The sequence below is a fragment of the Pseudomonas syringae group sp. J248-6 genome, assembly GCF_032586995.1.
In the GTDB taxonomy this organism is placed as follows: Bacteria; Pseudomonadota; Gammaproteobacteria; order Pseudomonadales; family Pseudomonadaceae; genus Aquipseudomonas; species Aquipseudomonas amygdali.
On record NZ_JAWHOP010000009.1, the window covers coordinates 1 to 23,447 of the forward strand.

The window sequence follows — 23,447 nt, forward strand, 5'->3', positions numbered from 1 at the left end:
GTTTCCGTCTGCGCCGGAAGTGGGGCGAATTATAGACAGATCACAGAGGGCGTCAACCGTTATTTTGAACTTTCTTCGATCCTGTCCCGGCAGAACCTCCAAGACGCGGGATTCGCCTTGTAATCATTGGAATCCGCAACAGCAACAGGAACGCACCTATCCCCGCATACAGCGCCCATTCCTTAAGGTCAGCCCTGACAATCCAGAACATGTGCAGCAAGCCCAGCCCCAGAATCACGTATATAAGCCGGTGCAGCTTCTTCCAGCGCGCCCCGAGTCGACGCTGACTATAGCGATTGGACGTCACCGCCAAAGCCAGCAGCCCGAGAAACGCCAACGCACCCACGATGATATAAGGACGCTTGACCAGCTCCACGCCCAACTGACCTAAATCCAGCCCGAGGATGAACAGCGCATACATCGTCATGTGCAGCACCACATAAGCAAAACACCACAACCCCAGTTGACGACGGACAACGATCCATCCCGGCCAGCCGGTCAGACGCTGCAAAGGCGTCATGGACATTGTGATCAGCAACATCACCAGAGTCGCCAGCCCGAAGTTCTCTACCAGAACCTTGCCCGGATCAGGACCCAGGGCAAAGATCCATGCCTGATAGAGCCACCAGACCGGCGCAACACACGCGGCGAGAAATACAGCCAGACGCCAGAACGGGTATCGCATCAATAGTCCTTCCTCAGATCCATACCGGCATACAAGGCACCCACCTCCTCCTCATAACCGTTGAACATTTTCGTGTCGCGCAGATTCGGACTGAATAGCCCACTCGGCAAGCGACGCTCTCGGGCCTGGGTCCAACGAGGGTGATCCACCGTCGGGTTAACGTTGGCATAGAAGCCGTACTCATTTGCCGCAATGCTTTGCCATGTGGTCTTCGGCTGCTCACTGACCAGACTGATACGCACGATGGACTTCACACTCTTGAAGCCATACTTCCAAGGCACCACCAAACGCAGCGGCGCGCCGTTCTGATTAGGTAATTCACGCCCATACATGCCCACCGCAAGGATCGCCAACGGATTCATCGCTTCATCCAGTCGCAGCCCCTCTACATACGGCCAGTCGATGAGGGCAAAGTCAGAGCGTTGCCCAGGCATGGACTTTGGGTCTTCAAGCGTTTCGAAGCGAATGTATTTGGCCTTCGAGGTCGGCTCTACCTGCTTAAGCAGTGCAGAGATAGGAAAGCCCATCCAGGGAATGACCATCGACCAGGCTTCGACGCAGCGCAGCCTATAGATCCGCTCCTCCAACTGGTAAGGCTTCATGAAGTCTTCCAGCGCATAGCGGCCCGGCTTGCCGACTTCACCATCGATCACGACGCTCCACGGTTCAGTCTGCAAGGAACCGGCATTTTTTGCCGGATCGCCCTTGTCGGTACCAAACTCGTAGAAATTGTTGTAGTGGGTGGCGTCCTTGAACGGCGTGATCGCCTCATCCTTGACATTGACCGCCTGCCATTTAGTGGAAGGCAGCTTGTCGGCAAACCACCCCGGCGCTTTCCCGGGCTCTACATCCGCATAGCGCGAAGCATCTGCAGCGCTTGCCCAGCGCGGCAGCGCCGTGACGGCCAGACCCGCAAGCGAGCCGCCGAGCAATGTACGTCGAGAGAGATAGATGGATTCAGGCGTGACGTCAGACTCTTTGGAGTCGGACGCAGAAGGAAGCTTGATTAGCATAATGACTCCATAGCCTAAGGGAACTGATGCACCAGTAGACTACGGAGTATGGTGGAAATTAGATCATTGAGAGGCTTTATGACGACGCAATAGATACTGAATAGGTCCCGACAGTGCGTAGGCGAGGAATATCAGCAGCAGAATGCGTGGCGGGTCGCTGAATACCACGGCAAACACCAGCACCACGGCCAGAATCGCAACAAAAGGTACACGCCCTTTCAGGTCCAGCTCCTTGAAGCTGTTGTACTTGATGTTGCTGACCATCAGCATGCCTGCAGCCGCAACCAGCAAGGCCACCAGGAACGACAACTTCGAACCCTGAATCCCGAAATCACTGAACGCCCAGACCGTGCCAGCTACAACACCTGCCGCAGCAGGGCTAGCCAGGCCAATAAAGTAACGTTTGTCAGCCTTGCCGACCTGAGTGTTGAAGCGCGCCAGACGCAATGCCGCGCCCGCCACATAGATGAAGGCGACCATCCAGCCCACCTTGCCCATGTCACCCAATGCCCAACCGAATGCCAGCAACGCGGGTGCCACACCAAAGGCGACCATGTCGGACAGGGAATCGTACTCGGCACCAAACGCGCTTTGGGTGTTGGTCATGCGCGCAACGCGACCATCCAGCCCGTCGAGAACCATGGCGACGAAGATCGCAATGGCAGCGAACGCGAAATACTTGCTCGCACCAGCGGTATCACCTGCACTCATCGCGCTTTGTGCGCTCATGGAACTGATGATGGAGTAAAAGCCAGCGAACAGGTTCGCGGTGGTAAACAGGTTGGGCAGCAGATAGATACCGCGATGCCGGACCTGCCGGCCTTCGGCGTCATGGCCTTCTTCCACATGTTCATCGATAGGTAGCAGACTTTCAGCGTCGGAGGCCTTGTTGGGCTCCTCGGGACGTTCGCTCATGGAGATTACCTTGCAGCGGTATGAAAAGGTTCGACAGAGGTCTGCCGCGAGGGTTCGGCGGCAAACGATGCAGCTTTATACCAGAGCCTGACCCATAACGAAAAAACGCGACCGATTGGCCGCGTTTTTTTGCGAAGCTAAAGCTTAGTTCTTGTCTTTGTCGACGATTTTGTTGGCAGCGATCCAAGGCATCATCGAGCGCAGTTTCTCGCCGATGATTTCGATACCGTGGGCAGCGTTGTTACGACGCTTGGCGGTCATCGAAGGGTAGCCGGTAGCGCCTTCGCTGATGAACATCTTCGCGTATTCACCATCCTGGATGCGCTTCAGAGCGTTGCGCATGGCCTGACGGGATTCAGCGTTGATGACTTCAGGGCCGGTCACGTACTCGCCGTATTCGGCGTTGTTGGAGATCGAGTAGTTCATGTTGGCGATACCGCCTTCGTACATGAGGTCAACGATCAGCTTCAGTTCGTGCAGGCACTCGAAGTAGGCCATTTCCGGCGCGTAGCCAGCTTCAACCAGTGTTTCGAAACCAGCTTTTACCAGCTCGACAGTACCGCCGCACAGAACAGCCTGTTCGCCGAACAGGTCGGTTTCGGTCTCGTCCTTGAAGGTAGTTTCGATGATACCGGTACGGCCGCCGCCAACGCCCGAAGCGTAGGACAGGGCAACGTTCTTGGCGTTGCCGGAAGCATCCTGATAAACCGCGATCAGGTCAGGAATACCGCCGCCCTTGACGAACTCGGTACGCACGGTGTGGCCCGGAGCCTTTGGCGCGATCATGATCACGTCGAGGTCAGCGCGCGGTACAACCTGGTTGTAGTGAATCGCGAAGCCGTGGGAGAACGCCAGTGTTGCGCCCTTTTTCAGGTTCGGCTCGACTTCGTTCTTGTACAGCTGGGACTGGAACTCGTCCGGGGTCAGAATCATGACCAGGTCGGCAGCAGCAACGGCAGAAGCAACATCAGTCACTTTCAGGCCATGAGCCTCGGCCTTGGCGACAGTAGCCGAACCTTTACGCAGGCCAACAGTGACATCAACGCCGGAGTCTTTCAGGTTGCACGCTTGAGCGTGGCCTTGCGAACCGTAACCGATGATGGCGACTTTCTTGCCCTGGATGATCGAAAGGTCACAGTCTTTGTCGTAGAAAACTTTCATGGAAATCCCCTGTTATCTTGGCCGTTCAGGCCATTTGCTTAATTGATTTAAATGCTCAGCACTTTGTCGCCACGGGCAATGCCCGTTACGCCGCTGCGTACTGTTTCCAGGATAGCGGCGGTGCCGATGGCCTGAATGAAGCTGTCCAGTTTGTCGCTCGTGCCGCTCAGCTGCACGGTATAAACGCTGGCGGTCACGTCGACGATCTGCCCGCGGAAGATATCCGTGGTGCGTTTGATCTCGGCACGCTGCGCGCCAGTGGCCTTGACCTTGACCAACATCAGTTCGCGCTCGATGTGAGCGCTTTCCGACAGGTCGACCAGCTTGACCACTTCGATAAGTTTGTTGAGGTTCTTGGTGATCTGCTCGATCACCTCATCATGGCCTACGGTGGTGAGCGTCAGACGCGACAGGGTCGGGTCCTCGGTCGGCGCAACCGTCAGGCTTTCGATGTTGTAGTTGCGCTGGGAGAACAGACCGACGACGCGAGACAATGCACCCGGTTCGTTTTCCAGCAGCAGGGAAATGATATGGCGCATGATTATGTCCGCTCCGTCTTGCTCAACCACATATCGCGCATGGAGCCGTCCTTGATCTGCATCGGGTAGACGTGCTCGGTCACATCGACCTGAATATCCATGAACACCAGACGATCAGTCATGGCAAAAGCTTCTTCCATCTTCGGCTTCAAGTCCTTCAGGTCAGTGATACGCATGCCGACGTGGCCATAGGCTTCGACCAGCTTGACGAAATCAGGCAGCGATTCCATGTAGGAATGCGAGTGACGCGAGCCATAGCTCATGTCCTGCCACTGACGGACCATACCCAGAACACCGTTGTTGAGCAGAATGATCTTCACCGGCAAGCCGTACTGCAGGCAGGTCGACAGTTCCTGAATGTTCATCTGGATACTGCCTTCGCCGGTCACACAGGCAACGTGCGCATCCGGAAAGCTCAGCTTGACGCCCATCGCAGCCGGGAAGCCAAAGCCCATCGTGCCCAGACCGCCCGAGTTGATCCAGCGGTTCGGCTTGTTGAAACGGTAGTACTGCGCAGCGAACATCTGATGCTGGCCGACGTCCGAGGTGACATAAGCGTCGCCATTGGTGACTTCGCACAGCGTTTCGATAACGGCCTGCGGCTTGATGACCGTGCCATCGCCATGGTTGTACGGGAACAGATCACCCGTACCGCGCCACTCGTCAATCTGCTTCCACCACGCCGCAACGGATGCCTTGTCAGGTGTCTCGCCGATCTCTTTCAACGTGGCGACCATTTCGGTCAGCACGCTTTCGACAGGACCGACGATAGGCACGTCGGCCTTGATGGTTTTGGAGATCGAAGCCGGGTCGATGTCGATGTGGATGATTTTTGCGTTCGGGCAGAACTTGCTCGCGCCATTGATGACACGATCATCAAAGCGCGCGCCTACAGCCAGAATGACGTCGGTGTGGTGCATCGCAAGGTTGGCGGTGTAGCTGCCATGCATCCCGAGCATGCCGACGAACTGGCGGTCAGTGCCCGGATAGCAGCCAAGACCCATCAGGGTATTGGTGACCGGAGCGTTGAGCAGTTGTGCCAGTTCGGTCAGTTGCGCCGACGCATTGCCCATGATCACCCCGCCACCGGCGTAGACGATAGGACGCTTGGCCGCCAGCAGCATCTCGACGGCTTTGCGGATCTGGCCGGAATGGCCACGAACCGCAGGGCTGTAGGAGCGCAGCTTGGCTTTTTTCGGGAAGACGTATTCGAACTTCTCGGCCGGGTTGGTCATGTCTTTCGGAATGTCGACCACGACAGGGCCTGGACGACCGGACTGCGCCAGGTAGAAAGCCTTTTTCAGGACTTCCGGGATTTCCGACGGGTGCTTGATCATGAAGCTGTGCTTCACGATCGGCCGAGAGATACCGATCATGTCGGTCTCCTGGAACGCATCGGTACCCACCAGTGTGCTCGCTACCTGACCGGACAGAACCACCATCGGAATGGAGTCCATGTACGCCGTGGCGATACCGGTAATGGCATTGGTTGCACCCGGGCCGGACGTCACCAGCACCACGCCCGCCTTGCCGGTAGCCCGCGCATAGCCGTCGGCCATGTGCGTGGCAGCCTGCTCGTGGCGAACAAGGATATGGCTTACCGCCGGTTCTTTGAACAGGGCATCGTAGACATGCAGGAGGGCACCACCCGGGTACCCATAGATATGCTCAACGCCTTCGTCACGCAAAAAGCGGACGACCATTTCAGCGCCAGATAAAAGCTCCACGTTGTTCACCTCTAAAACGCCAGAATACCGCCCACTCCGGGACGGGTCTTAATAGGTTTACTGCCAGCAGAGCATGAGCGACGGTGGTCGCCGACTACGTCAGCACTGACTGAGCAAGTATTGGGAGGTCCCTGAGTGTTGCGGAACATTCCCACCCAGCGCGAGGTAACGCGTTGCGGGTGTTACAGGTCGGCGCGGGTGTGCGCCTCATGATCTACTGAGAGGGTCTGCTTCTGGCAGTCCTTCTACAGCGAACTTTGGATTGTTGTGATTCCCCCCCTTCAAGTCAAGTGATCCGTGCGCTTTCTTGACAGCGGACCGGCGAAATCGCACCGTTTCGGACTGAAATGCACCGTTATGGTAGTTTTCTGTATGCACAGACTCTCAAGGACACGACATGCATTGGATGATTCTCGCAGCCGCACTGGCCCTCAGCACAACCAGCCAGGCCGCCTCAATCTATAAGTGGGTCGACGCCCAGGGCGTGACGCATTTCGATGCTCAACCCCCCACCGGCCAGCAGGTACAGGAAATCAATGTGCAGAAGCCGCCGCCTGCCGCTGCACCGAGCACTCCTGCGGACGACGGAGCCGCACAGCAACGCGCCATTGAGCAGAAAGTCAAAAGTCAGGTGAAAGCTCAGGAAGCGAAACGCGCGGAAAATTGCGAAACCCTGCGCACCAATCTTGCGCAGTTGCAGAATAATCCGCGAGTACGCGAGCAGGTTGGAGGAGAATCGAGGCGTCTTACGGAAGAAAACCGCAAGACGCGTACCGAAGAAACCGAGAAAGCCATCAGCGAATTCTGTCGCTAGAGGATTGGCTCAGCGAGCGGCTGTAATCAACTGGTCGAACCGTGCCAGATGCTGTTGCAGCAGCCGGGTTTCACCCAGGCGCCCGGCATAGACCATCTCGGCCATCTCCAGAATGCCGGACGCATTGGGCAGCGGCAGGTCGCGCTCAAGAATGACTTTCATGCGCGGCAGGAAGATCCATTGCAGCCACTGCGCGAACTCGAGCGTATCGACGCTGAACGGTTCCTGACTCGCAAGCGCCTGCTCGCTGGGCGGCGTCGCATCCCACCAGCCCAGCGCGCGCAACTCGCGCTCTATCAACAGCAACTGCTCGGCCACCTCAGGCAAACGCACGTCCATCAGCGAGCCTTTTGGCGAGCCAGCGCAGCACCGGCCGCATCACCCTGCTTTTCGCGAGATTGAGCGATCAGACCCCAGAGGCTGGCCTGAAGGCTGGTACGCCCGTTGGCGTAGGTCAGACCGCGACGAGCCAGTTGCTCGGCCTGGGCTGCATCACCCTGAGCCAGACGCACCTGAGCCAGACGATAAAGCACCTGAGGCTCACGCGGGGCAACACGCTGCGCACGCTCAAGGCTTGAGGATGCGCCGTTGAGGTCGCCACTGCTTTGCTGTTGCTGTGCCGTGGTCAGTAACGCCAGTACCGGACCGTCAAGCTGCTCGTCCTCTGACAAACCGCCGCCACTGGACGGAATACCGGTAGGTGCAGAAGCAGCCGGCATGCTGTAACTGTTGTTCGCCGGAGCCGGGCTGATCGGGGCCTGATTGACCGGAGCCGCGTCGACAGGCGGCGTGTTGACACTGAACGGCGCCTGACTGGCCGGCGCAGAGAAGCTCTGCCCTGCATCAGCACCACCAGCGCCCGGCACCATCACCACGACACCCGAATCCTGCGGCACGGCTTGCGGCTGCTGGACTGGAGCGGTGTTGGTTCGATAAGTGCCATTACGCGACGCTGCCGCGCGCTCGCCGTTGGACACCTTGGAGCTCGAATCCACGACCGGAATCGAGCCGCGTTCCACACTGGCGCAGCCGTTCAGCAAGGCCAGTGCCGTTAAAGCGGGAATCCACCATTTATTCACTTCAAAACCTCGATTGCCTAGTTCAACCAACCCTTGACCCAGTCCATCACCTCAGTGGCAGGTGCCGGAGCGCCGCCGCATGTCGCGCCGGGCTGGGGCTCACTGCCGCGAATATACGGCATCTGCACTGCATTCGGGCAGCTCGAATCAGAACCCTGACCGGTCTGAGCATCGACCCACGCCTGAACGACGTTATCCGGCATCGCCATGTCCAGCGGCAGCGGATTGGCCTTGCGCATAAAGCTGGTCCAGACCTGCAAGGCACCAGTGGCACCGGTAAACGGAGTCTTGCCGTTATCATCACGGCCCATCCACACCACTGCCAGCAGATCCTGACTGAAACCGGCGAACCAGCTGTCGCGCGAGTCGTTACTGGTGCCAGTCTTGCCCGCCAGGTTCAGCGAGCTTGGCAACACGTTGTAAACAGATTTGCCCGTCCCTTCGCGCATGACACGCTGCATCGCATTCTGTACCAGATAAATGGCACCCGGATCGAAACGCTGCTCGATCTTGAACGGATAACGCTTGAGCGGTTCACCTTCGGCGGTCAGCACACTGCGAATACCGCGCATCGGCGTATTGAACCCGCCACTGGCGATGGTCTGGTACATGGTGGCGACTTCCATCGGGCTCAAGCCGCCCGCGCCCAGCAGCATCGACGGATAAGCAGGCCACTCACGCGTTACACCCAGCTTGGCCAGTGTCTTGAACACAGTCGGAATACCCAGCTCAAGGCCCAGCTTGGCAGTCGACAGGTTGTAGGAGTGCGCCAGCCCTTGATACAGAAAGATGTTGCCATGCGACTTGTGATCGTAGTTCTGCGGTTTCCATATCTGGCCATCAGCGCCCTTGACCTGAAACAGTTCGTCGGCAATCCAGCTGGTCAGCGTGTACTGGCTCGGACGCTCCAGTGCGGTCAGGTAAATAGCCGGCTTGACCAGCGAGCCAATCGGACGCACTGCATCGATCGCCCGGTTGAAGCCCGAGAACCCGGCCTCGCGACCGCCAATCAGCGCCTGCACTTCACCGGTCTCCGGGTTGGTGACGACCATACCCGCCTCTACTTCATCCACACCCTTGCGCCCGGCGAGCTTTTTGAACGTGTCGTCCATGGCGGCCTGGGACTTCATCTGCAGGATCGGATCAAAGCTGGTAAAGATCCGCAGCCCTTCTTCGGTCAAGTCTTCATCGCGGTAGTCTTCGCGCAACTGGCGCTTGACCAGATCCAGGAACGCCGGGAACGAGCTATCGGCGAGCGTGCCGGTTTTGGTCACGCCCAGTGGCATTTTCTTCGCGGCGGCCACCACTTCGGGGGTGGCCACACCTTGCTGTTCAAACAGGTCGAGCACCAGATTACGACGTTCCAGAGCACGCTCGGGGTTGCGCCGCGGGTTGTAGAAGGACGGCCCCTTGACCAGCCCGACCAGCATCGCCACCTGATGAATCTTCAGCTCGGAAAGCGGCTGACTGAAGAAATACTGACTGGCCAGACCGAAACCGTGCACTGCACGCTGACCGTCCTGACCGACAAATACTTCATTGAGGTAAGCCTCGAGGATTTCCTGCTTGCTGTAATGAATCTCCAGCAAGACCGCCATCATGGCTTCGGTGAGCTTACGGGTCAGGCTGCGCTCGTTGGTCAGGTAGAAGTTCTTGACCAACTGCTGGGTCAGCGTACTGCCGCCCTGGCGCATCTGTCCTTGCGAAGTATTCACCCAGATAGCCCGGGCAATGGACTTGGGTGACACGCCGAAGTGGTGGTAGAAATCGCGGTCCTCGACCGCCACCAGCCCGTCAAGCAGATACGGCGGTGCCTGATCAAGCTTGATCAGGATCCGGTCTTCGAGGTTCTTCGGGTAAAGCCCGCCAATCAGCAAGGGCTCAAGCCGCGCCACGGCAAGCTTGGCACCATTACCTGATGACAGGTCGGCGACGTAATCGCCGGAAAAGCGCACGCGCACCTGCTGCGCCGCATCAGTGCCCTCGTAGAACTGGAAGCCACGCGTGTTGAGGTCGACGGTATTGCCATTCACCGCCGCAGCGCCGGGGCCATTCGCGACGCTTTCGCGGCGATAACCCAAGGCGTCGAGTTCGATGAGAAAATCGTCACGGCTCAGCTTCTGCCCGACGAACAGCTCCAGCGGTCGTGCATAGACCTTGGCCGGAATGGTCCAGCGCTTGCCGGAGAACTTCTCCTGAACGATTGCATCGAGGTAAATGGCCAGGCCGCCCAGCAGAACCAGGCCGACAATACCGAGCTTCAACGCCCAGCCCAGCCACTTGTTCAGGCTGCGAGGAGGTTGCTTTTTAGGAGAACGAGAGGTGCGGGATCGAGTCATGGGCGCGGATTATACGCACTTTAGCAAGGATCGACAGACGCCCGAGTCTGCGGTTTGCAGCCTCGCGCCAAGCGGCCATAATGGCGGCATCGCTTACTTACATTTTGAACACATTCCTGAAGGATCACCCGTGAGCCAGTCTTTGATTGCTGCCCTGCAGAACCCTGCTCTTTTCCCACATCCGGTGGAAAATTTCCAGCTCATCGAAACGCACATTTCGTGGGTTCTGCTGACTGGCCCGTATGCCTACAAATTCAAGAAACCGATGAACTTCGGTTTTCTGGATTTCACTACCCTGGCTCTGCGTAAGCATTTCTGTCACGAAGAGCTGCGCCTCAATCAGCGCCTGACCGACGACCTCTACATCGAAGTGCTGCCGATCACCGGCACAGTCGACGCGCCGCAATTGGGCGGCGACGGCGAAGTCATCGAATACGCCTTGAAGATGAAGCAATTTTCACAGGACGGCTTGCTCAGCACCCTGCAAGCCAACGGAGAGGTGACCACTGCGCATATCGACGAACTGGCGCGCCAGATCGCAGGCTTCCACCTCACCTCACCGCAGGTCGGAACCGAAAGCGAACTGGGCTCGCCTGACAGCGTCATGGCCCCTGTGGTACAGAATTTTGAGCAGATTCGTCCACTGATCAGCGAAAAATCCGATCTGACACAGCTCGACGCCCTGCAGGCGTGGGCAGAGTCTAGCTTTGCGCGGCTCAAGCCACTGCTGGCTCAGCGCAAGGCCGACGGATTCATCCGCGAATGCCACGGCGACATCCATCTGGGCAACGCGACAGTGATTGACGGCAAGGTCGTGCTGTTTGACTGCATCGAGTTCAACGAACCGTTCCGCAAGACCGACGTGTACGCCGACATCGGCTTCCTGGCAATGGACCTTGAGGACCGCGGCCTGAAATCCCTTTCCCGGCGCCTGATCAGCCAGTACCTGGAAGTCACCGGCGACTACGCAGGCCTGGAACTGCTGAATTTCTACAAGGCTTATCGGGCGATGGTTCGTGCCAAAGTGGCCCTGTTCAGCCAGCCATCCGATGCCGACGGTGTGCAGCGCGCAGCGACGCTTCGTCAATACCGCAACTACGCCAATCTGGCCGAAAGCTACAGCGCCATTCCCTCACCGTTCCTGACAATTACCCACGGTGTATCAGCCGTCGGCAAAAGCCATGTCGCAATGCGCCTGGTGGAATCGCTGGGCGCCATTCGCCTGCGTTCGGACATAGAGCGCAAGCGCCTGTTTGCCGGGCGAGATGAAGAGATGTATGGCGCGCAAGCCAACGATGCAACCTATGCACACCTGCACGAACTTGCCGGTATAACCCTTCGCGCAGGCTTCTCGGTAGTGATCGATGCCACCTACCTCAAGCATGGGCAGCGTGATGCAGCGGCAAAAGTCGCCGAAAACACCGGCGTGCCGTTTATGATCCTCGATTGCGAAGCACCACAGGCAGTGATCGCTGGCTGGCTTGCCCAGCGTCAGGCACAGAACAATGATCCTTCCGACGCAACCCTGGAGGTCATCGAGGCCCAGCAGGCCAACCGCGAACCGCTCAGCGCAGAGGAAACGCTGCGCAGCAAGAAGGTTGCCACCCACATCAGCAGTGAGCTGGACAGTCTCATCGACAACCTGCGCCAGCGCCTGCCGGGGCTTTAAAACCGGTACATGGCCGTTGAGCGGGTAATGCTTCACGGCCCCATAATGATGGCGATATAATGGCGTCATAATTCCAACGCAACCACATGTCCGAGGCCATCATGAGCCAGCCCAAACAGATCGACTCACCGCTTTATATGCTGCTGCGTAAAGATGATGTCGAAGGTTTCAACCAGGAAAAACCGCGAACCGGCACCATTGATATGGCCGGGGGTGACTTTCGAGGGCTGGACCTGCGGGCACTGGACACCGCCGGTATCGACTTCACCGACGCCTACTTTCGGTCTGCCGACCTTCGCGGCCTGGACCTGCGGCACACGCCGATGGAAGGTGCGAGCATCGCTCACGCACAGATTTCAGGCGTGTTCTTCCCCGCCGAGCTCTCGGCTGACGAGATTCTGATGTCGGTAAATTTCGGTACGCGCCTGCGCTACCGCACCCGCTAAAACTGTAAAACCGTCGCAGCCTGCATGCGCAATGCATGTCAGGCTGGCGCTGTGTCGCTTCATTTCTGAAACTCTCCCCCTCTAAAATATCGCGGCCATGCGCAGCCAGCCGTTATGCCGTGCAAGGCATTTTTGGCCTATGGATAGTTGTCAGGTGAAGAGCATGGACAGGGTCAAAAGAACTGTTGACTTACAAATGAGAATCGTTATGATTATCACATCCGGTCGCGAGACTGGACGGTAACTGAAAGACCTTGGTTCGGACTTTCAGATTATCTCCTCATCAGGCTAATCACGGTTTTTGACCCGGCTCTTTGCCGGGTCTTTTTTTGTCCTTCAAAAAGCTGCCCACCTCTCAAAAACCGTTGCCATATGACTCATACAGGCCAAGTCTGGCCAGCAAATCGTCCAGCAAGCTTGAGCCACCCAACCGCACGCGCCCGGCATTCATCCATTGCCGACCAAAACGGGCACGCGCCAGCATCATGTAAAAACGTGCCTCGTCGAACGTCCGGATCCCTCCAGCAACTTTCAACCCCACCTGCCCGCCGACGTCCGCGATGGACTCGAGCATCACCCGCGCAGCCTGCGGTGTAACGTGGGTGGCTGATTTGCCTGTGCTGGTCTTGATAAAGTCGGCACCCGAAACAATCGCATCGCGGCAAGCATTGAGGATCATTTGTGAATCGCGCAGATCGCCGGTTTCAAGTGTCGCAGTGAGTTTGACCCGCCCTGCACATAATGAGCTGCACGCCGATATCATCTCAAGGCCGGGCTGCCGATCTCCGCCGAGCAGTGCGCGAAAGGGATACACCACATCTATTTCGTCCGCGCCGGACAACAACGCGGCGCGAACTTGCGAGGTCACTGACTGAATGTTGCTGCTGCCATGAGGGAAATTGACTATGGCGACAACCTTGATGTCATGCGCCTGCATACGGTCCAGGGTGGTACGCGCCAGACACACGAAACGCGGCTGCACGCAGACCGCGGCAACCTGCCCCACAGGCGTCCATGCGCGCTGACAAATGCCGACGATGCGCTGCTCCGTGTCGTCGGCATTGAGGGCAAACAGCTCAAGCAGCCTTATGACCTGACGCGCCAGCCGCTCATCATCTGCTGTCATCTCTTTCATGGCGTATTCGCTCTGCAAAACATAGGCAGAACGATATACGGGCTTGAAGGCCAGCAGGCGTGAGCACCATGCTCAGAGAAAAAAGCCACAGGAAGACAGGAAAAAACTGACGCAGCCTGTAACAAGCCCGGCGTACGACAACGCGACAATCCAAAGAAGCTGTCAGACTACCCAGGTCAGGCGTCTACCCAAAAAACAGGCCTGTGGAGGCTTCTTGAAATTCCTTTGCACCTCAAGTCACTTGCACGAAGCCCAAAGCAGGGGTTTCGAGCTGGGCGAACACGCATTGCTGGCAGTACGTCGTCAGGGTGAAGTGTTCATCTACCAAAACCGCTGCCCGCATCGCGGTATCGCTCTGGAATGGCAGCCGGATCAATTCCTCGACAGCAGTGCCAGCCTGATCCGGTGCGCTACGCATGGGGCGTTGTTTCTGATCGAGAATGGCGAATGCGTTGCCGGCCCCTGCGAAGGCCAGTCATTGACGGCAATCCAGAGCCGTGAAGATGCTGAGGGGATCTGGGTGTCGCTGCCCATGGAGGATGACGAGGGCTGACTCGCCACGCCCAGAACGCTTCAATCCAGCCAGTGCAGCTGCAGTCGTCGGTCAATAACAATTTCGTCTGGCGTCAGGTGCACACCGTAGGCAAGAATTTGCACACCAGCGTCAATGGCTTCGCGCAACGCAGCCGCGTAAGCCGGATCGATCTCCTTTGCGGGTCGCACGGCGTCGATACCGGTGAGGTTGACGCAATACAACAACACGGCCCGCACGCCCTCGCGCGCCAGCGTGGCCAGTTCACGCAAGTGCCGCGCACCACGCTGGGTAACCGCGTCGGGAAACGCAGCGACACTGGAATCATCGAAACCCAACGTGACACTTTTCACTTCCAGATACAGATAGCCATCAGGGTATTCCAGGCGAAAGTCCACACGACTCTTTTCCTGCCCGTAGGCTACCTCGCGCTTGAGCGCCGTAAACCCTTCAAGTTCGCTGATAACCCCGGCGCGCAGGGCCTCTTCAACCAGCGTATTGGCTCGCCCGGTATTGATACAGGCCAGCCTGCCCTGCGGGGTCTCGCTGATTTCCCAAGTGCCCGGCAGCTTGCGCTTCGGGTCACTTGACCGACTGAACCACACACGCCCACCGGGCATCATGCAGTTGAGCATCGAACCGGTGTTGGGACAGTGAATGGTCAACAGCTCGCCGCTGTCGGTTTCGATATCAGCCAGAAAGCGTTTGTAACGGACCAGCAGACGACCCTGTTCAAGCTGCGGAGCAAAGCGCATCAGGCACCCCAGCTGCGCAAACCGCGAGCAATTCGCTCGACTGCCTGCTGAAGGCGCGGCAGGCTCTGTGTATAGGCAAAGCGCACATGATGCCCAGCCTGATGGCGACCAAAGTCCAGGCCTGGCGTAAAAGCGACATGCTCGGTTTCCAGAAAGTGCCTGCAGAACGCGAAGGCATCGCCGCCAAACGCCGAGATGTCGGCGTACAAATAGAATGCCCCTTCCGGCTCGACGGCAATACCGAAACCCAGTTCGCGCAGCGCAGGCAACAGGAAGTCCCGGCGACGGCCGAACTCGGCGCGCCGCTGCTCGAATATTTCAAGTGTCTGAGGCTCAAAGCAGGCAAGCGCGGCATGTTGCGCCATGCTTGGTGCGCTGATGTAGAGGTTCTGCGCCAGTTTTTCCAGATCGGCCACGGCGTCTTGCGGTGCAACCAGCCAGCCGAGGCGCCAGCCTGTCATGCCGAAATACTTTGAAAAACTATTGAGGACAAACGCTTCGTTATCCACCTCCAGCACACTGCTGGCCTCCACGCCGTAGGTCAGGCCGTGGTAGATCTCATCCACAACCAGGTGGCCGTTGCGAGCTTTCAGCGCCTGGGACAAGGCTGCCAGCTCGTCGCGATTCAACAGCGTGCCAGTAGGATTGGCAGGTGATGCCACCAGCGCGCCGACACTGTTCTGGTTCCAGTGAGCCGCCACCAGTTCGGGATTCAGTTGATAGCGTTCTTGCGGACCGACCGGCACCAGTTGCGCCTCGCCCTCGATCAAACGCAGGAAGTGTCGATTGCAAGGGTAGCCAGGGTCGGCGAGCAACCAATGCTTGCCCGGATCGACCAACAGGCTGCTGGCAAGCAACAACGCGCCCGAACCGCCCGGAGTGATCAGAATGCGCTGGGGATCAATATCAACGCCGTAGCGTCGGGCGTAAAATCCGGAAATGGCTTCGCGCAGTTGCGGAAGGCCGCGAGCGGCGGTGTAGCGGGTCTTGCCGTCTGCCAGTGCAGCCTGGCCAGCCTTGATGATGGGCTGCGCAGTCGTAAAATCGGGCTCACCGATTTCAAGGTGAATAACGTCATGACCCGCTGCCTGCAGTTCATTGGCACGCGCCAGCAGCGCCATCACATGAAAAGGTTCGATGGCGCGACTACGTGCACTGTAAGGCTGGGTCATGGATATTCCTTTATGGGTGCGGGTATTAAAAACATGATTGTCATGACGACGCGGCATGATTCTACCGAACCGACCGCCCTACGGTGCGTTAACGGGCTGAAAAACCCGTTCATCAAACGCTGAATAAAAGAAAGCTACGACGGTGCGCATCGACTAGAGTTCATTTAACTGAAGGGCAGATGTGAAATAGCCATCTCTGTAAGCGGACGGCGTCGTCATGCTCGACAACCGGGAGTAGCGCACTCCGATTTGATCTGGTAAGTTCGCCCGCTTGCAGCTGCAGGGCCGACGGGTGTCGGTGATGGAACAATCCTGCGCAATAGATTAGAAGAGTGAGAGGCGGTCCAGACATGCCCACCCCAGAAAAGCAACACAGCCATCTAATCGGCGGCTTTGCACCCTACCCGGAAACAAAGGGTGAGGAGTACATGAGCGAGCCCATGCGCGCGCACTTCACCAAGATCCTGAACAAGTGGAAGCAGGACTTGATGCAAGAGGTCGACCGAACGGTAGATCATATGAAGGACGAAGCTGCCAACTTCCCCGACCCGGCCGACCGTGCCAGTCAGGAAGAAGAGTTCAGCCTCGAACTTCGTGCCCGTGACCGCGAACGCAAGCTGATCAAGAAGATCGACAAGACGCTGCAACTGATCAAGGACGAAGAATACGGCTGGTGTGAATCGTGCGGCGTAGAGATCGGCATTCGCCGTCTTGAAGCGCGCCCGACTGCCGACCAGTGCGTCGACTGCAAGACACTTGCAGAAATCAAGGAAAAACAGGTCGGTAAATGACCTGGGGCCGCCTTTGACTGAAAAGACGCTTCGGCGTCTTTTTTTGTGCCTGCTCGAATCGCGCCCCTAGTGCCAGTGCGCGCGTTGCCTCGCGTGCCGACGCTTCACTTCGGTTCGTCGTTCTGGATTTGCGTCCGATCTTGAATTTGCGATGCGGCAAAGATATGTGACGCCGAGCGTCACGCACGGCATTCCTACGCTGGAGCGTGAGGAACGATAATCTCAACTATCGTGCGACGCTCCGCGTCGCATGCCGTTCTGGACGCTCTGCGTCACATGGCAGTTCTGTGATGTCAGGTGGGTTGGATTCTGCTCAAGTCCCCTTTTCGCCCCTCAGAGACCTACTTTGATGGGGCCAAAGTAGGCAAATCCCTTCGCTCCTGTTTTGCGTCGCCAGTGCTATCGCGACCGAAAAGCTTTGCGTTGGCAGCGGCTGCGTGTAGGGCGTGACAGTATTAACTATCGTGCGACGCTCCGCGTCGCATGCCGTTCTGGACGCTCTGCGTCCGATCTTGAACGAGCAACGCGGCGCAGAGTGAACATCGTCAAAAGAGTCCGCGTGACGACTACTGCGTTTCGCTTGCCCACTCAAGCCAGCCACCCGTAACATCCCGCCCATGAAAAAACCGGCCTATATCGGGCGCTTTGCGCCGACTCCCAGTGGTTATCTGCATTTTGGTTCGCTGGTCGCAGCACTGGCGTCCTATCTGGACGCTCGTGCAGTGGACGGCCAGTGGCTGTTACGCATGGAAGACCTCGACCCGCCGCGCGAGGTGGCCGGCGCGCAAGCCGCGATTCTTGAAACCCTTGAGCGCTATGGCTTTGAATGGGATGGCGAGATGGCTCGGCAGAGCGAGCGCCATGATGCCTACGCCGAAATACTCCAGCGCTGGTTCAATCATGGCCTGGCCTATGCCTGCACCTGCTCGCGCAAACAGCTCGAGCCGTTTGAAGGCGTGTATCCCGGTTTTTGCCGCAATGCGGGACATGCGCCCGAGAATGCCGCAATCCGCATCCGGGTCCCGGAGCTTGAATATCGCTTCGAAGACCGTGTGCAGGACACATTCAAAATGCACCTGGGACGCGAAAGCGGTGACTTCGTGATCCGCAGGCGCGACGGCCTGTATGCCTATCAGCTCGCCGTGATAATCGATGACGCCTGGCAAGGCGTGACCGATATCGTGCGCGGTGCCGACCTGCTGGACTCGACGCCCCGCCAGTTGTACTTGCAGGAACTGCTGGGCCTGCCCCAGCCACGCTACCTGCATGTGCCGCTGATCACCCAGCCGGATGGCCACAAGCTCGGCAAATCCTATCGCTCGCCACCGCTGCCGGCCGAACAGGCCACCCCTCTGCTGATTCGGGCATTGCGGGCACTAGGGCAACCACTCGATACGCACATGACCGATGGCACCGCGCAGGAAGTGCTTGCCTGGGGAATCCGCCACTGGAACGCCGACCTGATCCCCAGACTACGCAATATTGAAGAAGCCCGGATAGACTGATCCAGAGCGGTCGCCGCAAACTGCGACGCAAGTATGCTTGCAGGTTATCCGGCATCCGTTAACATGCCGCTCCTCATCTACCAGCACAGGGAGACCAGATGTACATATACCGGTTGGTTTTGCTTCTGGTGGTAGGCATCTATCTGTTCTCTCCGGCCATCATGGACTGGTGGATCGATGCGACCGGTGCCTGGTATCGCCCCTACATGCTGTGGCTGATCCTGATCGTGGTGACGTTCATTCTGCAAAGCCAGCGAGATGCCGATGAGCTTTAGTCTGACGCAGATGCTGATGGTCAGCGCCGCCTACCTGCTGGTGCTGTTCGGCGTAGCCTGGGTCAGCGAGCACGGCCTTATTCCGCGCTGGATCATCCGTCATCCATTGACCTACACCCTGTCACTGGGCGTGTACGCCAGCGCCTGGGCGTTTTATGGCACGGTCGGCCTGGCCTATCAGTATGGCTACGGTTTTCTGTCCAGCTACCTGGGGGTTTCCGGTGCATTCCTGCTTGCGCCAGTGCTGCTCTACCCGATCCTCAGAATCACCCGCACCTACCAGCTTTCATCGCTGGCCGATTTGTTTGCCTTCCGCTTTCGCAGCACCTGGGCTGGTGCGCTGACCACCGTATTCATGTTGATCGGCGTACTGCCGTTGCTGGCCTTGCAGATTCAGGCAGTGGCCGACTCCATCGGCATTCTGACTCGCGAACCGGTGCAGGATCGGGTGGCCGTGGCGTTCTGCGCGCTGATCACCCTGTTCACTATTTTCTTTGGCTCGCGACACATCGCAACCCGTGAGAAGCACGAAGGGCTGGTATTCGCCATCGCCTTCGAATCGCTGATCAAGCTGATTGCACTGGGCGGTGTCGGGCTGTACGCCTTGTATGGCGTGTTCGACGGCCCGCAACAGCTGGAACTGTGGCTGTTGCAGAACCAGACCGCCCTCGCCTCGCTGCACACGCCGTTGCAGGAAGGCCCCTGGCGCACCCTGCTGCTGGTGTTCTTCGCCTCGGCGATTGTCATGCCGCACATGTATCACATGACCTTCACTGAAAACCTCAACCCGCGCTCGCTGGTCAGCGCCAGTTGGGGGCTGCCACTGTTTCTGCTGTTGATCAGCCTCGCTGTTCCACTGATCCTCTGGGCCGGGCTCAAACTCGGGGCCACGACCAGCCCGGAATACTTCACCCTCGGGATCGGTATCGCGGCCAACAGCAAGTCGCTGGCCCTGCTCGCCTATATCGGCGGGCTGTCGGCGGCCAGCGGGCTGATCATCGTGACTACGCTGGCGCTGTCCGGCATGGCCCTCAACCATCTGGTGCTGCCGCTTTATCAGCCGCCAGCCGAGGGCAACATCTACCGCTGGCTGAAGTGGACGCGACGCGGGCTGATCGTGGCGATCATTGCCCTGGGTTACGGCTTCTACCTGCTGCTCGGTGCCCAGCAGGATCTGGCTAATCTCGGCATCGTCGCTTTCGTTGCGACGCTGCAATTCCTGCCGGGCGTACTGTCGGTGCTTTACTGGCCGACCGCCAACCGGCGAGGCTTCATCGCAGGCCTGCTGGCCGGCATTGCGGTCTGGGCAGTCAGCATGCTGCTGCCGCTGATCGGCAACCTGCAGGGCTTTTATATCCCCTGGCTGAACATGATCTACGTGCTGGACGACACCAGCTGGCACATGGCAGCTATCGCGTCCCTCGCGGCCAACGTGTTGTTGTTCACCCTGATATCCCTGTTCACCAATGCCAGCCCTGAAGAAGTCGGAGCCGCCGAGGCCTGCGCGGTCGATAACGTGCGCCGCCCGCAACGCCGTGAACTGCATGCCGTGTCGCCCCAGGAATTCGCCACCCAACTGGCCAAGCCGCTGGGCGCGAAAGCCGCACAGAAGGAAGTCGAACAGGCGCTGCGCGATCTGTACCTGCCATTCGACGAGCGCCGTCCTTATGCCCTGCGCCGCCTGCGCGACCGGATCGAGGCCAACCTGTCCGGGTTGATGGGGCCAAGTGTCGCCCAGGACATGGTGGAAACCTTCCTGCCGTACAAATCGGGCAGCGAAAAATATGTCACCGAAGACATACATTTTATTGAAAGCCGTCTTGAGGACTACCACTCGCGCCTGACCGGCCTTGCTGCCGAACTCGACGCCCTGCGCCGCTACCATCGCCAGACCCTGCAGGAACTGCCGATGGGGGTGTGCTCGCTGGCCGAAGATCAGGAGATCCTGATGTGGAACAGGGCGATGGAAGAGCTGACCGGTATCGTCGCCCAGCGCGTGGTGGGTTCGCGGCTGGAAACCATCGCCGAACCCTGGAAAAGCCTGCTGACCGGCTTTACCAGCCTGCCCGATGAGCATCTGCACAAGCAGAAACTCGGTCTGGACGGCCAGACCCGCTGGCTCAACCTGCACAAGGCAGCCATCAACGAGCCTCTCGCCCCAGGCAACAGTGGTCTGGTGGTGCTGGTCGAGGACCTGACCGACACGCAGATGCTTGAAGACAAGCTGGTGCACTCGGAGCGGCTGGCCAGCATTGGTCGACTGGCAGCTGGCGTGGCGCATGAGATCGGCAACCCGATCACCGGCATTGCCTGTCTTGCGCAAAACCTGCGTGAAGAGCGCGAAGAAGACGGCGAACTGAAAGAAATCAGCAGTCAGATACTTGAACAGACCAAACGTGTATCGCGCATTGTCCAGTCATTGATGAGCTTTGCCCACGCGGGGGCTCATCAGCATAGCGACGAGGCTGTTTGTCTGGCTGTGGTGGCTCAGGATGCTATTGGTCTGCTGGCACTGAACCGGCGCAATTTCGAAGTACACTTCTATAACCTGTGCAACCCCGAACATTGGGCTGTCGGCGACCCGCAGCGCTTGGCACAAGTGCTGATCAACCTGCTCTCCAATGCCCGCGATGCGTCCCCGGCAGGCAGTGCGGTCAGGGTCAGAAGCGAAGTATCCGAGCACACGGTGGACCTGATCGTCGAAGACGAAGGCAGTGGGATTTCAAAGGCAATCATGGACCGATTGTTCGAGCCGTTCTTCACTACCAAGGAGCCTGGCGAAGGAACCGGACTTGGCCTCGCGCTGGTCTATTCCATCGTTGAAGAGCATTATGGACAAATCACTATCGACAGCCCGGCCGATCCCGAGCAGCAGCGTGGAACCCGTATTCGGGTGACCTTGCCACGTCATGTCGACGCGACGTCCACCGTGAACTGAGACCGTCGAGAGAACTGAATCAATGCCGCATATTTTGATCGTCGAAGACGAAACGATTATCCGCTCAGCCCTGCGTCGCCTGCTTGAACGCAATCAGTATGAAGTCAGTGAGGCCGGCTCCGTTCAGGAAGCTCAGGAGCGCTTCAGCATTCCGTCTTTTGATCTGATCGTCAGCGACCTGCGCCTGCCAGGCGCGCCGGGTACCGAACTGATCAAGCTCGGCGAAGGCAAACCTGTGCTGATCATGACCAGTTACGCCAGCCTGCGCTCAGCGGTCGATTCGATGAAGATGGGGGCAGTGGATTACATCGCCAAACCCTTCGATCACGATGAAATGCTGCAGGCGGTCTCACGAATCCTGCGTGATCGCCAGACGGTCAAGGGGCTTCAGGACGAGCGTAACGCCCTTGCCAAGGCTAACGGCGCTGAAAAAGGCCCGGCACAGAATAATAATGGCGAGATCGGCATCATCGGTTCTTGCCCGCCCATGCTGGATCTCTACAGCAAGATCCGCAAAGTGGCACCGACCGATTCCAATGTTCTGGTTCAGGGCGAGTCGGGCACCGGCAAAGAACTGGTCGCCCGCGCCCTGCACAACCTGTCACGCCGTGCCAAGGCGCCGATGATCTCGGTCAACTGTGCGGCCATCCCTGAATCGCTGATCGAGTCTGAATTGTTCGGTCACGAGAAAGGCGCATTCACCGGAGCCAGTGCAGGTCGTGCTGGTCTGGTCGAAGCTGCTGACGGGGGCACGCTGTTTCTCGATGAAATCGGCGAGCTGCCGCTGGAAGCCCAGGCACGCCTGCTGCGCGTTTTGCAGGAAGGCGAGATTCGTCGTGTCGGCTCGGTGCAATCGCAAAAGGTTGATGTACGCCTGATTGCCGCAACCCACCGCGACCTCAAGACGCTGGCCAAAAATGGCGAGTTTCGTGAAGACCTGTTCTACCGCCTGCACGTCATCGCCCTGAAACTCCCCGCCCTGCGCGAGCGTGGCAGCGATATTCTGGAAATCGCCCGTGCGTTTCTGGTACGCCAGAGCGCCAAGGTCGGTCGCGACGACCTGAAGTTTTCCCCCGACGCCGAACAAGCCATTCGCCATTACAGTTGGCCAGGTAACGTACGCGAACTGGAAAATGCGGTGGAGCGCTCGGTGATCCTGTGCGAAAACCCGGAAATCACCGCAGACCTGCTGGGCATCGACATCGAGCTCGACGGTCTGGATGACGACGAGTACATGGGCATGGCACCGCTGCCGGGGTCTTCCAGCTCGACGGGCAATGAGCCGGCCGAAGACCTGTCGCTTGAGGACTATTTCCAGCACTTCGTTCTGGAGCATCAGGACCACATGACTGAAACCGAACTGGCGCGCAAACTGGGCGTCAGCCGCAAGTGTCTGTGGGAACGTCGTCAGCGTCTGGGCATTCCGCGTCGCAAGGGCGTCGCCAACGAGACGTAAAAAGCGGCAAAAGGCTCTGGCACGCGGTGCGCAGAGCGGGTAGAAACTGTTACCGCAAACACTTCACGTAACAAAAGCCGGGTCTTACGGTAACGCAGACCCGGCTTTTTTATGCCCGCAACAACCGCCTTTCGCCCGCAAACGCCCGGTTTACGGGGCTTCGCAAAAGTTGGCACAGCTTCTGCTATATGCTTAGTACAAGAAAAACAACAAGCAGTACGACACCCATAATAAAAACAACACGAATCGACTCACGCATAACAAGAACAACACGGCGGAGGCGCAGCTAACTGATTCTTTTGGAGAGGAGTTGTATTTGGGGCTTGCCCCGCAACCAGGCCGAGAACAACAAAAACTACCCTTAGGTAGAGCCTGAACTGGTTGGATCGGATGATCATTGCAACGCAGCGACCAAAGCAATCCGTTTGCTCTTGACTCCCGATTGGGAGGTTTCACAGACGAAGGTCTCGTGAATGGGCACTCAACAAAAACAAGAAGCCC

Annotated in this window: 21 protein-coding genes; 9 read left to right on the forward strand and 12 right to left on the reverse strand. The window is 58.3% G+C overall.

Going from position 1 to position 23,447, the window contains the following annotated elements; genetic code table 11:
* Positions 1 to 52: 52 nt before the first annotated feature.
* The 6 genes from msrQ to RYC17_RS13505 form a co-directional block, all read right to left on the reverse strand.
* The gene (msrQ, locus tag RYC17_RS13480) at positions 53 to 685 is read right to left on the reverse strand and encodes a protein-methionine-sulfoxide reductase heme-binding subunit MsrQ (protein ID WP_058400379.1); all 633 of its coding nucleotides are present in this window, start codon (positions 683 to 685) and stop codon (positions 53 to 55) included.
* Positions 685 to 1,698, reverse strand: coding sequence for a protein-methionine-sulfoxide reductase catalytic subunit MsrP (msrP, locus tag RYC17_RS13485; protein ID WP_316903359.1), 1,014 nt, complete (start codon positions 1,696 to 1,698; stop codon positions 685 to 687). Before msrP ends, msrQ begins: the two co-directional genes overlap by 1 nt.
* A gap of 63 nt (positions 1,699 to 1,761) precedes the next feature.
* Complete coding sequence (gene pssA, locus RYC17_RS13490) at positions 1,762 to 2,613, reverse strand: CDP-diacylglycerol--serine O-phosphatidyltransferase (RefSeq protein ID WP_019741330.1); 852 nt, start codon at positions 2,611 to 2,613, stop codon at positions 1,762 to 1,764.
* A gap of 144 nt (positions 2,614 to 2,757) precedes the next feature.
* The gene (gene ilvC / locus RYC17_RS13495) at positions 2,758 to 3,774 is read right to left on the reverse strand and encodes a ketol-acid reductoisomerase (RefSeq protein WP_002552076.1); all 1,017 of its coding nucleotides are present in this window, start codon (positions 3,772 to 3,774) and stop codon (positions 2,758 to 2,760) included.
* A 47-nt stretch (positions 3,775 to 3,821) separates the two neighbouring features.
* Positions 3,822 to 4,313 carry an acetolactate synthase small subunit gene (gene ilvN / locus RYC17_RS13500; RefSeq protein WP_002552075.1) on the reverse strand — a complete coding sequence of 164 codons (492 nt, stop codon included), beginning with the start codon at positions 4,311 to 4,313 and terminating at the stop codon, positions 3,822 to 3,824.
* A 2-nt stretch (positions 4,314 to 4,315) separates the two neighbouring features.
* A complete protein-coding gene (locus RYC17_RS13505) occupies positions 4,316 to 6,040 on the reverse strand; it encodes an acetolactate synthase 3 large subunit (protein WP_058400386.1) in 1,725 nt (574 codons plus the stop codon).
* 397 nt (positions 6,041 to 6,437) lie between these two features.
* On the opposite strand from RYC17_RS13505, the gene RYC17_RS13510 reads away from it, so the two are divergent.
* Entirely contained in the window at positions 6,438 to 6,854 is a 417-nt protein-coding gene (locus RYC17_RS13510; protein WP_058400377.1) for a DUF4124 domain-containing protein, read from the forward strand.
* 9 nt (positions 6,855 to 6,863) lie between these two features.
* Here the strand turns inward: RYC17_RS13510 and RYC17_RS13515 are convergent, their stop codons facing one another.
* Genes RYC17_RS13515 through mrcB form a run of 3 tightly spaced genes read right to left on the reverse strand, consistent with a single transcriptional unit; the run spans position 6,864 to position 10,272 of the window.
* Entirely contained in the window at positions 6,864 to 7,193 is a 330-nt protein-coding gene (locus tag RYC17_RS13515; RefSeq protein ID WP_058400376.1) for a YqcC family protein, read from the reverse strand.
* Complete coding sequence (locus RYC17_RS13520) at positions 7,193 to 7,933, reverse strand: tetratricopeptide repeat protein (RefSeq protein ID WP_219170955.1); 741 nt, start codon at positions 7,931 to 7,933, stop codon at positions 7,193 to 7,195. Before RYC17_RS13520 ends, RYC17_RS13515 begins: the two co-directional genes overlap by 1 nt.
* 17 nt (positions 7,934 to 7,950) lie before the next feature.
* Complete coding sequence (gene mrcB / locus RYC17_RS13525) at positions 7,951 to 10,272, reverse strand: penicillin-binding protein 1B (RefSeq protein WP_058400374.1); 2,322 nt, start codon at positions 10,270 to 10,272, stop codon at positions 7,951 to 7,953.
* Positions 10,273 to 10,402: 130 nt separating this feature from the next.
* Between mrcB and RYC17_RS13530 the strand changes: the two genes are divergently transcribed.
* Together RYC17_RS13530 and RYC17_RS13535 are read left to right on the forward strand one after the other, a co-directional pair.
* Positions 10,403 to 11,941, forward strand: coding sequence for a bifunctional aminoglycoside phosphotransferase/ATP-binding protein (locus RYC17_RS13530; RefSeq protein WP_122281799.1), 1,539 nt, complete (start codon positions 10,403 to 10,405; stop codon positions 11,939 to 11,941).
* A 101-nt stretch (positions 11,942 to 12,042) separates the two neighbouring features.
* On the forward strand, positions 12,043 to 12,387 hold the full coding sequence (locus tag RYC17_RS13535; protein WP_002552068.1) for a pentapeptide repeat-containing protein: 345 nt from the start codon (positions 12,043 to 12,045) through the stop codon (positions 12,385 to 12,387).
* 355 nt (positions 12,388 to 12,742) lie between these two features.
* Here RYC17_RS13535 and deoC read toward each other — a convergent pair whose 3' ends face one another.
* Positions 12,743 to 13,522: a deoxyribose-phosphate aldolase gene (gene deoC / locus RYC17_RS13540; protein ID WP_058400372.1), complete on the reverse strand. Its 780-nt coding sequence runs from the start codon at positions 13,520 to 13,522 to the stop codon at positions 12,743 to 12,745.
* Positions 13,523 to 13,736: 214 nt separating this feature from the next.
* Between deoC and RYC17_RS13545 the strand changes: the two genes are divergently transcribed.
* Positions 13,737 to 14,075, forward strand: coding sequence for a Rieske (2Fe-2S) protein (locus tag RYC17_RS13545; RefSeq protein WP_080394953.1), 339 nt, complete (start codon positions 13,737 to 13,739; stop codon positions 14,073 to 14,075).
* Between the two features lie 20 nt (positions 14,076 to 14,095).
* Here RYC17_RS13545 and sfsA read toward each other — a convergent pair whose 3' ends face one another.
* Together sfsA and RYC17_RS13555 are read right to left on the reverse strand one after the other, a co-directional pair.
* Positions 14,096 to 14,809, reverse strand: a complete 714-nt coding sequence (sfsA, locus tag RYC17_RS13550) for a DNA/RNA nuclease SfsA (protein ID WP_058408993.1) — start codon at positions 14,807 to 14,809, stop codon at positions 14,096 to 14,098.
* On the reverse strand, positions 14,809 to 15,981 hold the full coding sequence (locus RYC17_RS13555; protein WP_316888556.1) for a pyridoxal phosphate-dependent aminotransferase: 1,173 nt from the start codon (positions 15,979 to 15,981) through the stop codon (positions 14,809 to 14,811). The genes sfsA and RYC17_RS13555 overlap by 1 nt, the downstream gene beginning before the upstream one ends.
* Positions 15,982 to 16,331: 350 nt before the next feature.
* Here RYC17_RS13555 and dksA point away from each other — a divergent pair, with 350 nt between their 5' ends.
* The 5 genes from dksA (at position 16,332) to RYC17_RS13580 (ending at position 22,946) form a co-directional block, all read left to right on the forward strand.
* Complete coding sequence (gene dksA / locus RYC17_RS13560) at positions 16,332 to 16,772, forward strand: RNA polymerase-binding protein DksA (RefSeq protein ID WP_002552063.1); 441 nt, start codon at positions 16,332 to 16,334, stop codon at positions 16,770 to 16,772.
* 617 nt (positions 16,773 to 17,389) lie between these two features.
* The gene (gluQRS, locus tag RYC17_RS13565; protein WP_316903363.1) at positions 17,390 to 18,277 is read left to right on the forward strand and encodes a tRNA glutamyl-Q(34) synthetase GluQRS; all 888 of its coding nucleotides are present in this window, start codon (positions 17,390 to 17,392) and stop codon (positions 18,275 to 18,277) included.
* 98 nt (positions 18,278 to 18,375) lie between these two features.
* On the forward strand, positions 18,376 to 18,552 hold the full coding sequence (locus RYC17_RS13570) for a hypothetical protein (RefSeq protein WP_002552060.1): 177 nt from the start codon (positions 18,376 to 18,378) through the stop codon (positions 18,550 to 18,552).
* Positions 18,536 to 21,490 carry a sensor histidine kinase gene (locus RYC17_RS13575; RefSeq protein WP_122259841.1) on the forward strand — a complete coding sequence of 985 codons (2,955 nt, stop codon included), beginning with the start codon at positions 18,536 to 18,538 and terminating at the stop codon, positions 21,488 to 21,490. The genes RYC17_RS13570 and RYC17_RS13575 overlap by 17 nt, the downstream gene beginning before the upstream one ends.
* Positions 21,491 to 21,512: 22 nt before the next feature.
* On the forward strand, positions 21,513 to 22,946 hold the full coding sequence (locus RYC17_RS13580) for a sigma-54-dependent transcriptional regulator (RefSeq protein ID WP_004663726.1): 1,434 nt from the start codon (positions 21,513 to 21,515) through the stop codon (positions 22,944 to 22,946).
* Positions 22,947 to 23,447: the final 501 nt, after the last annotated feature.

Excerpts from the sequence above, each read along its gene's own strand:
- dksA (WP_002552063.1), top strand. The coding sequence starts at position 16,332 with ATGCCCACCCCAGAAAAGCAACACAGCCATCTAATCGGCGGCTTTGCA.
- RYC17_RS13580 (WP_004663726.1), top strand. The coding sequence starts at position 21,513 with ATGCCGCATATTTTGATCGTCGAAGACGAAACGATTATCCGCTCAGCC.
- ilvC (WP_002552076.1), bottom strand. The coding sequence starts at position 3,774 with ATGAAAGTTTTCTACGACAAAGACTGTGACCTTTCGATCATCCAGGGC.
- ilvN (WP_002552075.1), bottom strand. The coding sequence starts at position 4,313 with ATGCGCCATATCATTTCCCTGCTGCTGGAAAACGAACCGGGTGCATTG.
- RYC17_RS13575 (WP_122259841.1), top strand. The coding sequence starts at position 18,536 with ATGCCGATGAGCTTTAGTCTGACGCAGATGCTGATGGTCAGCGCCGCC.
- RYC17_RS13515 (WP_058400376.1), bottom strand. The coding sequence starts at position 7,193 with ATGGACGTGCGTTTGCCTGAGGTGGCCGAGCAGTTGCTGTTGATAGAG.
- deoC (WP_058400372.1), bottom strand. The coding sequence starts at position 13,522 with ATGAAAGAGATGACAGCAGATGATGAGCGGCTGGCGCGTCAGGTCATA.
- RYC17_RS13555 (WP_316888556.1), bottom strand. The coding sequence starts at position 15,981 with ATGACCCAGCCTTACAGTGCACGTAGTCGCGCCATCGAACCTTTTCAT.
- msrP (WP_316903359.1), bottom strand. The coding sequence starts at position 1,698 with ATGCTAATCAAGCTTCCTTCTGCGTCCGACTCCAAAGAGTCTGACGTC.
- mrcB (WP_058400374.1), bottom strand. The coding sequence starts at position 10,272 with ATGACTCGATCCCGCACCTCTCGTTCTCCTAAAAAGCAACCTCCTCGC.
- pssA (WP_019741330.1), bottom strand. The coding sequence starts at position 2,613 with ATGAGCGAACGTCCCGAGGAGCCCAACAAGGCCTCCGACGCTGAAAGT.
- RYC17_RS13510 (WP_058400377.1), top strand. The coding sequence starts at position 6,438 with ATGCATTGGATGATTCTCGCAGCCGCACTGGCCCTCAGCACAACCAGC.
- msrQ (WP_058400379.1), bottom strand. The coding sequence starts at position 685 with ATGCGATACCCGTTCTGGCGTCTGGCTGTATTTCTCGCCGCGTGTGTT.
- RYC17_RS13535 (WP_002552068.1), top strand. The coding sequence starts at position 12,043 with ATGAGCCAGCCCAAACAGATCGACTCACCGCTTTATATGCTGCTGCGT.
- gluQRS (WP_316903363.1), top strand. The coding sequence starts at position 17,390 with ATGAAAAAACCGGCCTATATCGGGCGCTTTGCGCCGACTCCCAGTGGT.
- RYC17_RS13570 (WP_002552060.1), top strand. The coding sequence starts at position 18,376 with ATGTACATATACCGGTTGGTTTTGCTTCTGGTGGTAGGCATCTATCTG.
- sfsA (WP_058408993.1), bottom strand. The coding sequence starts at position 14,809 with ATGCGCTTTGCTCCGCAGCTTGAACAGGGTCGTCTGCTGGTCCGTTAC.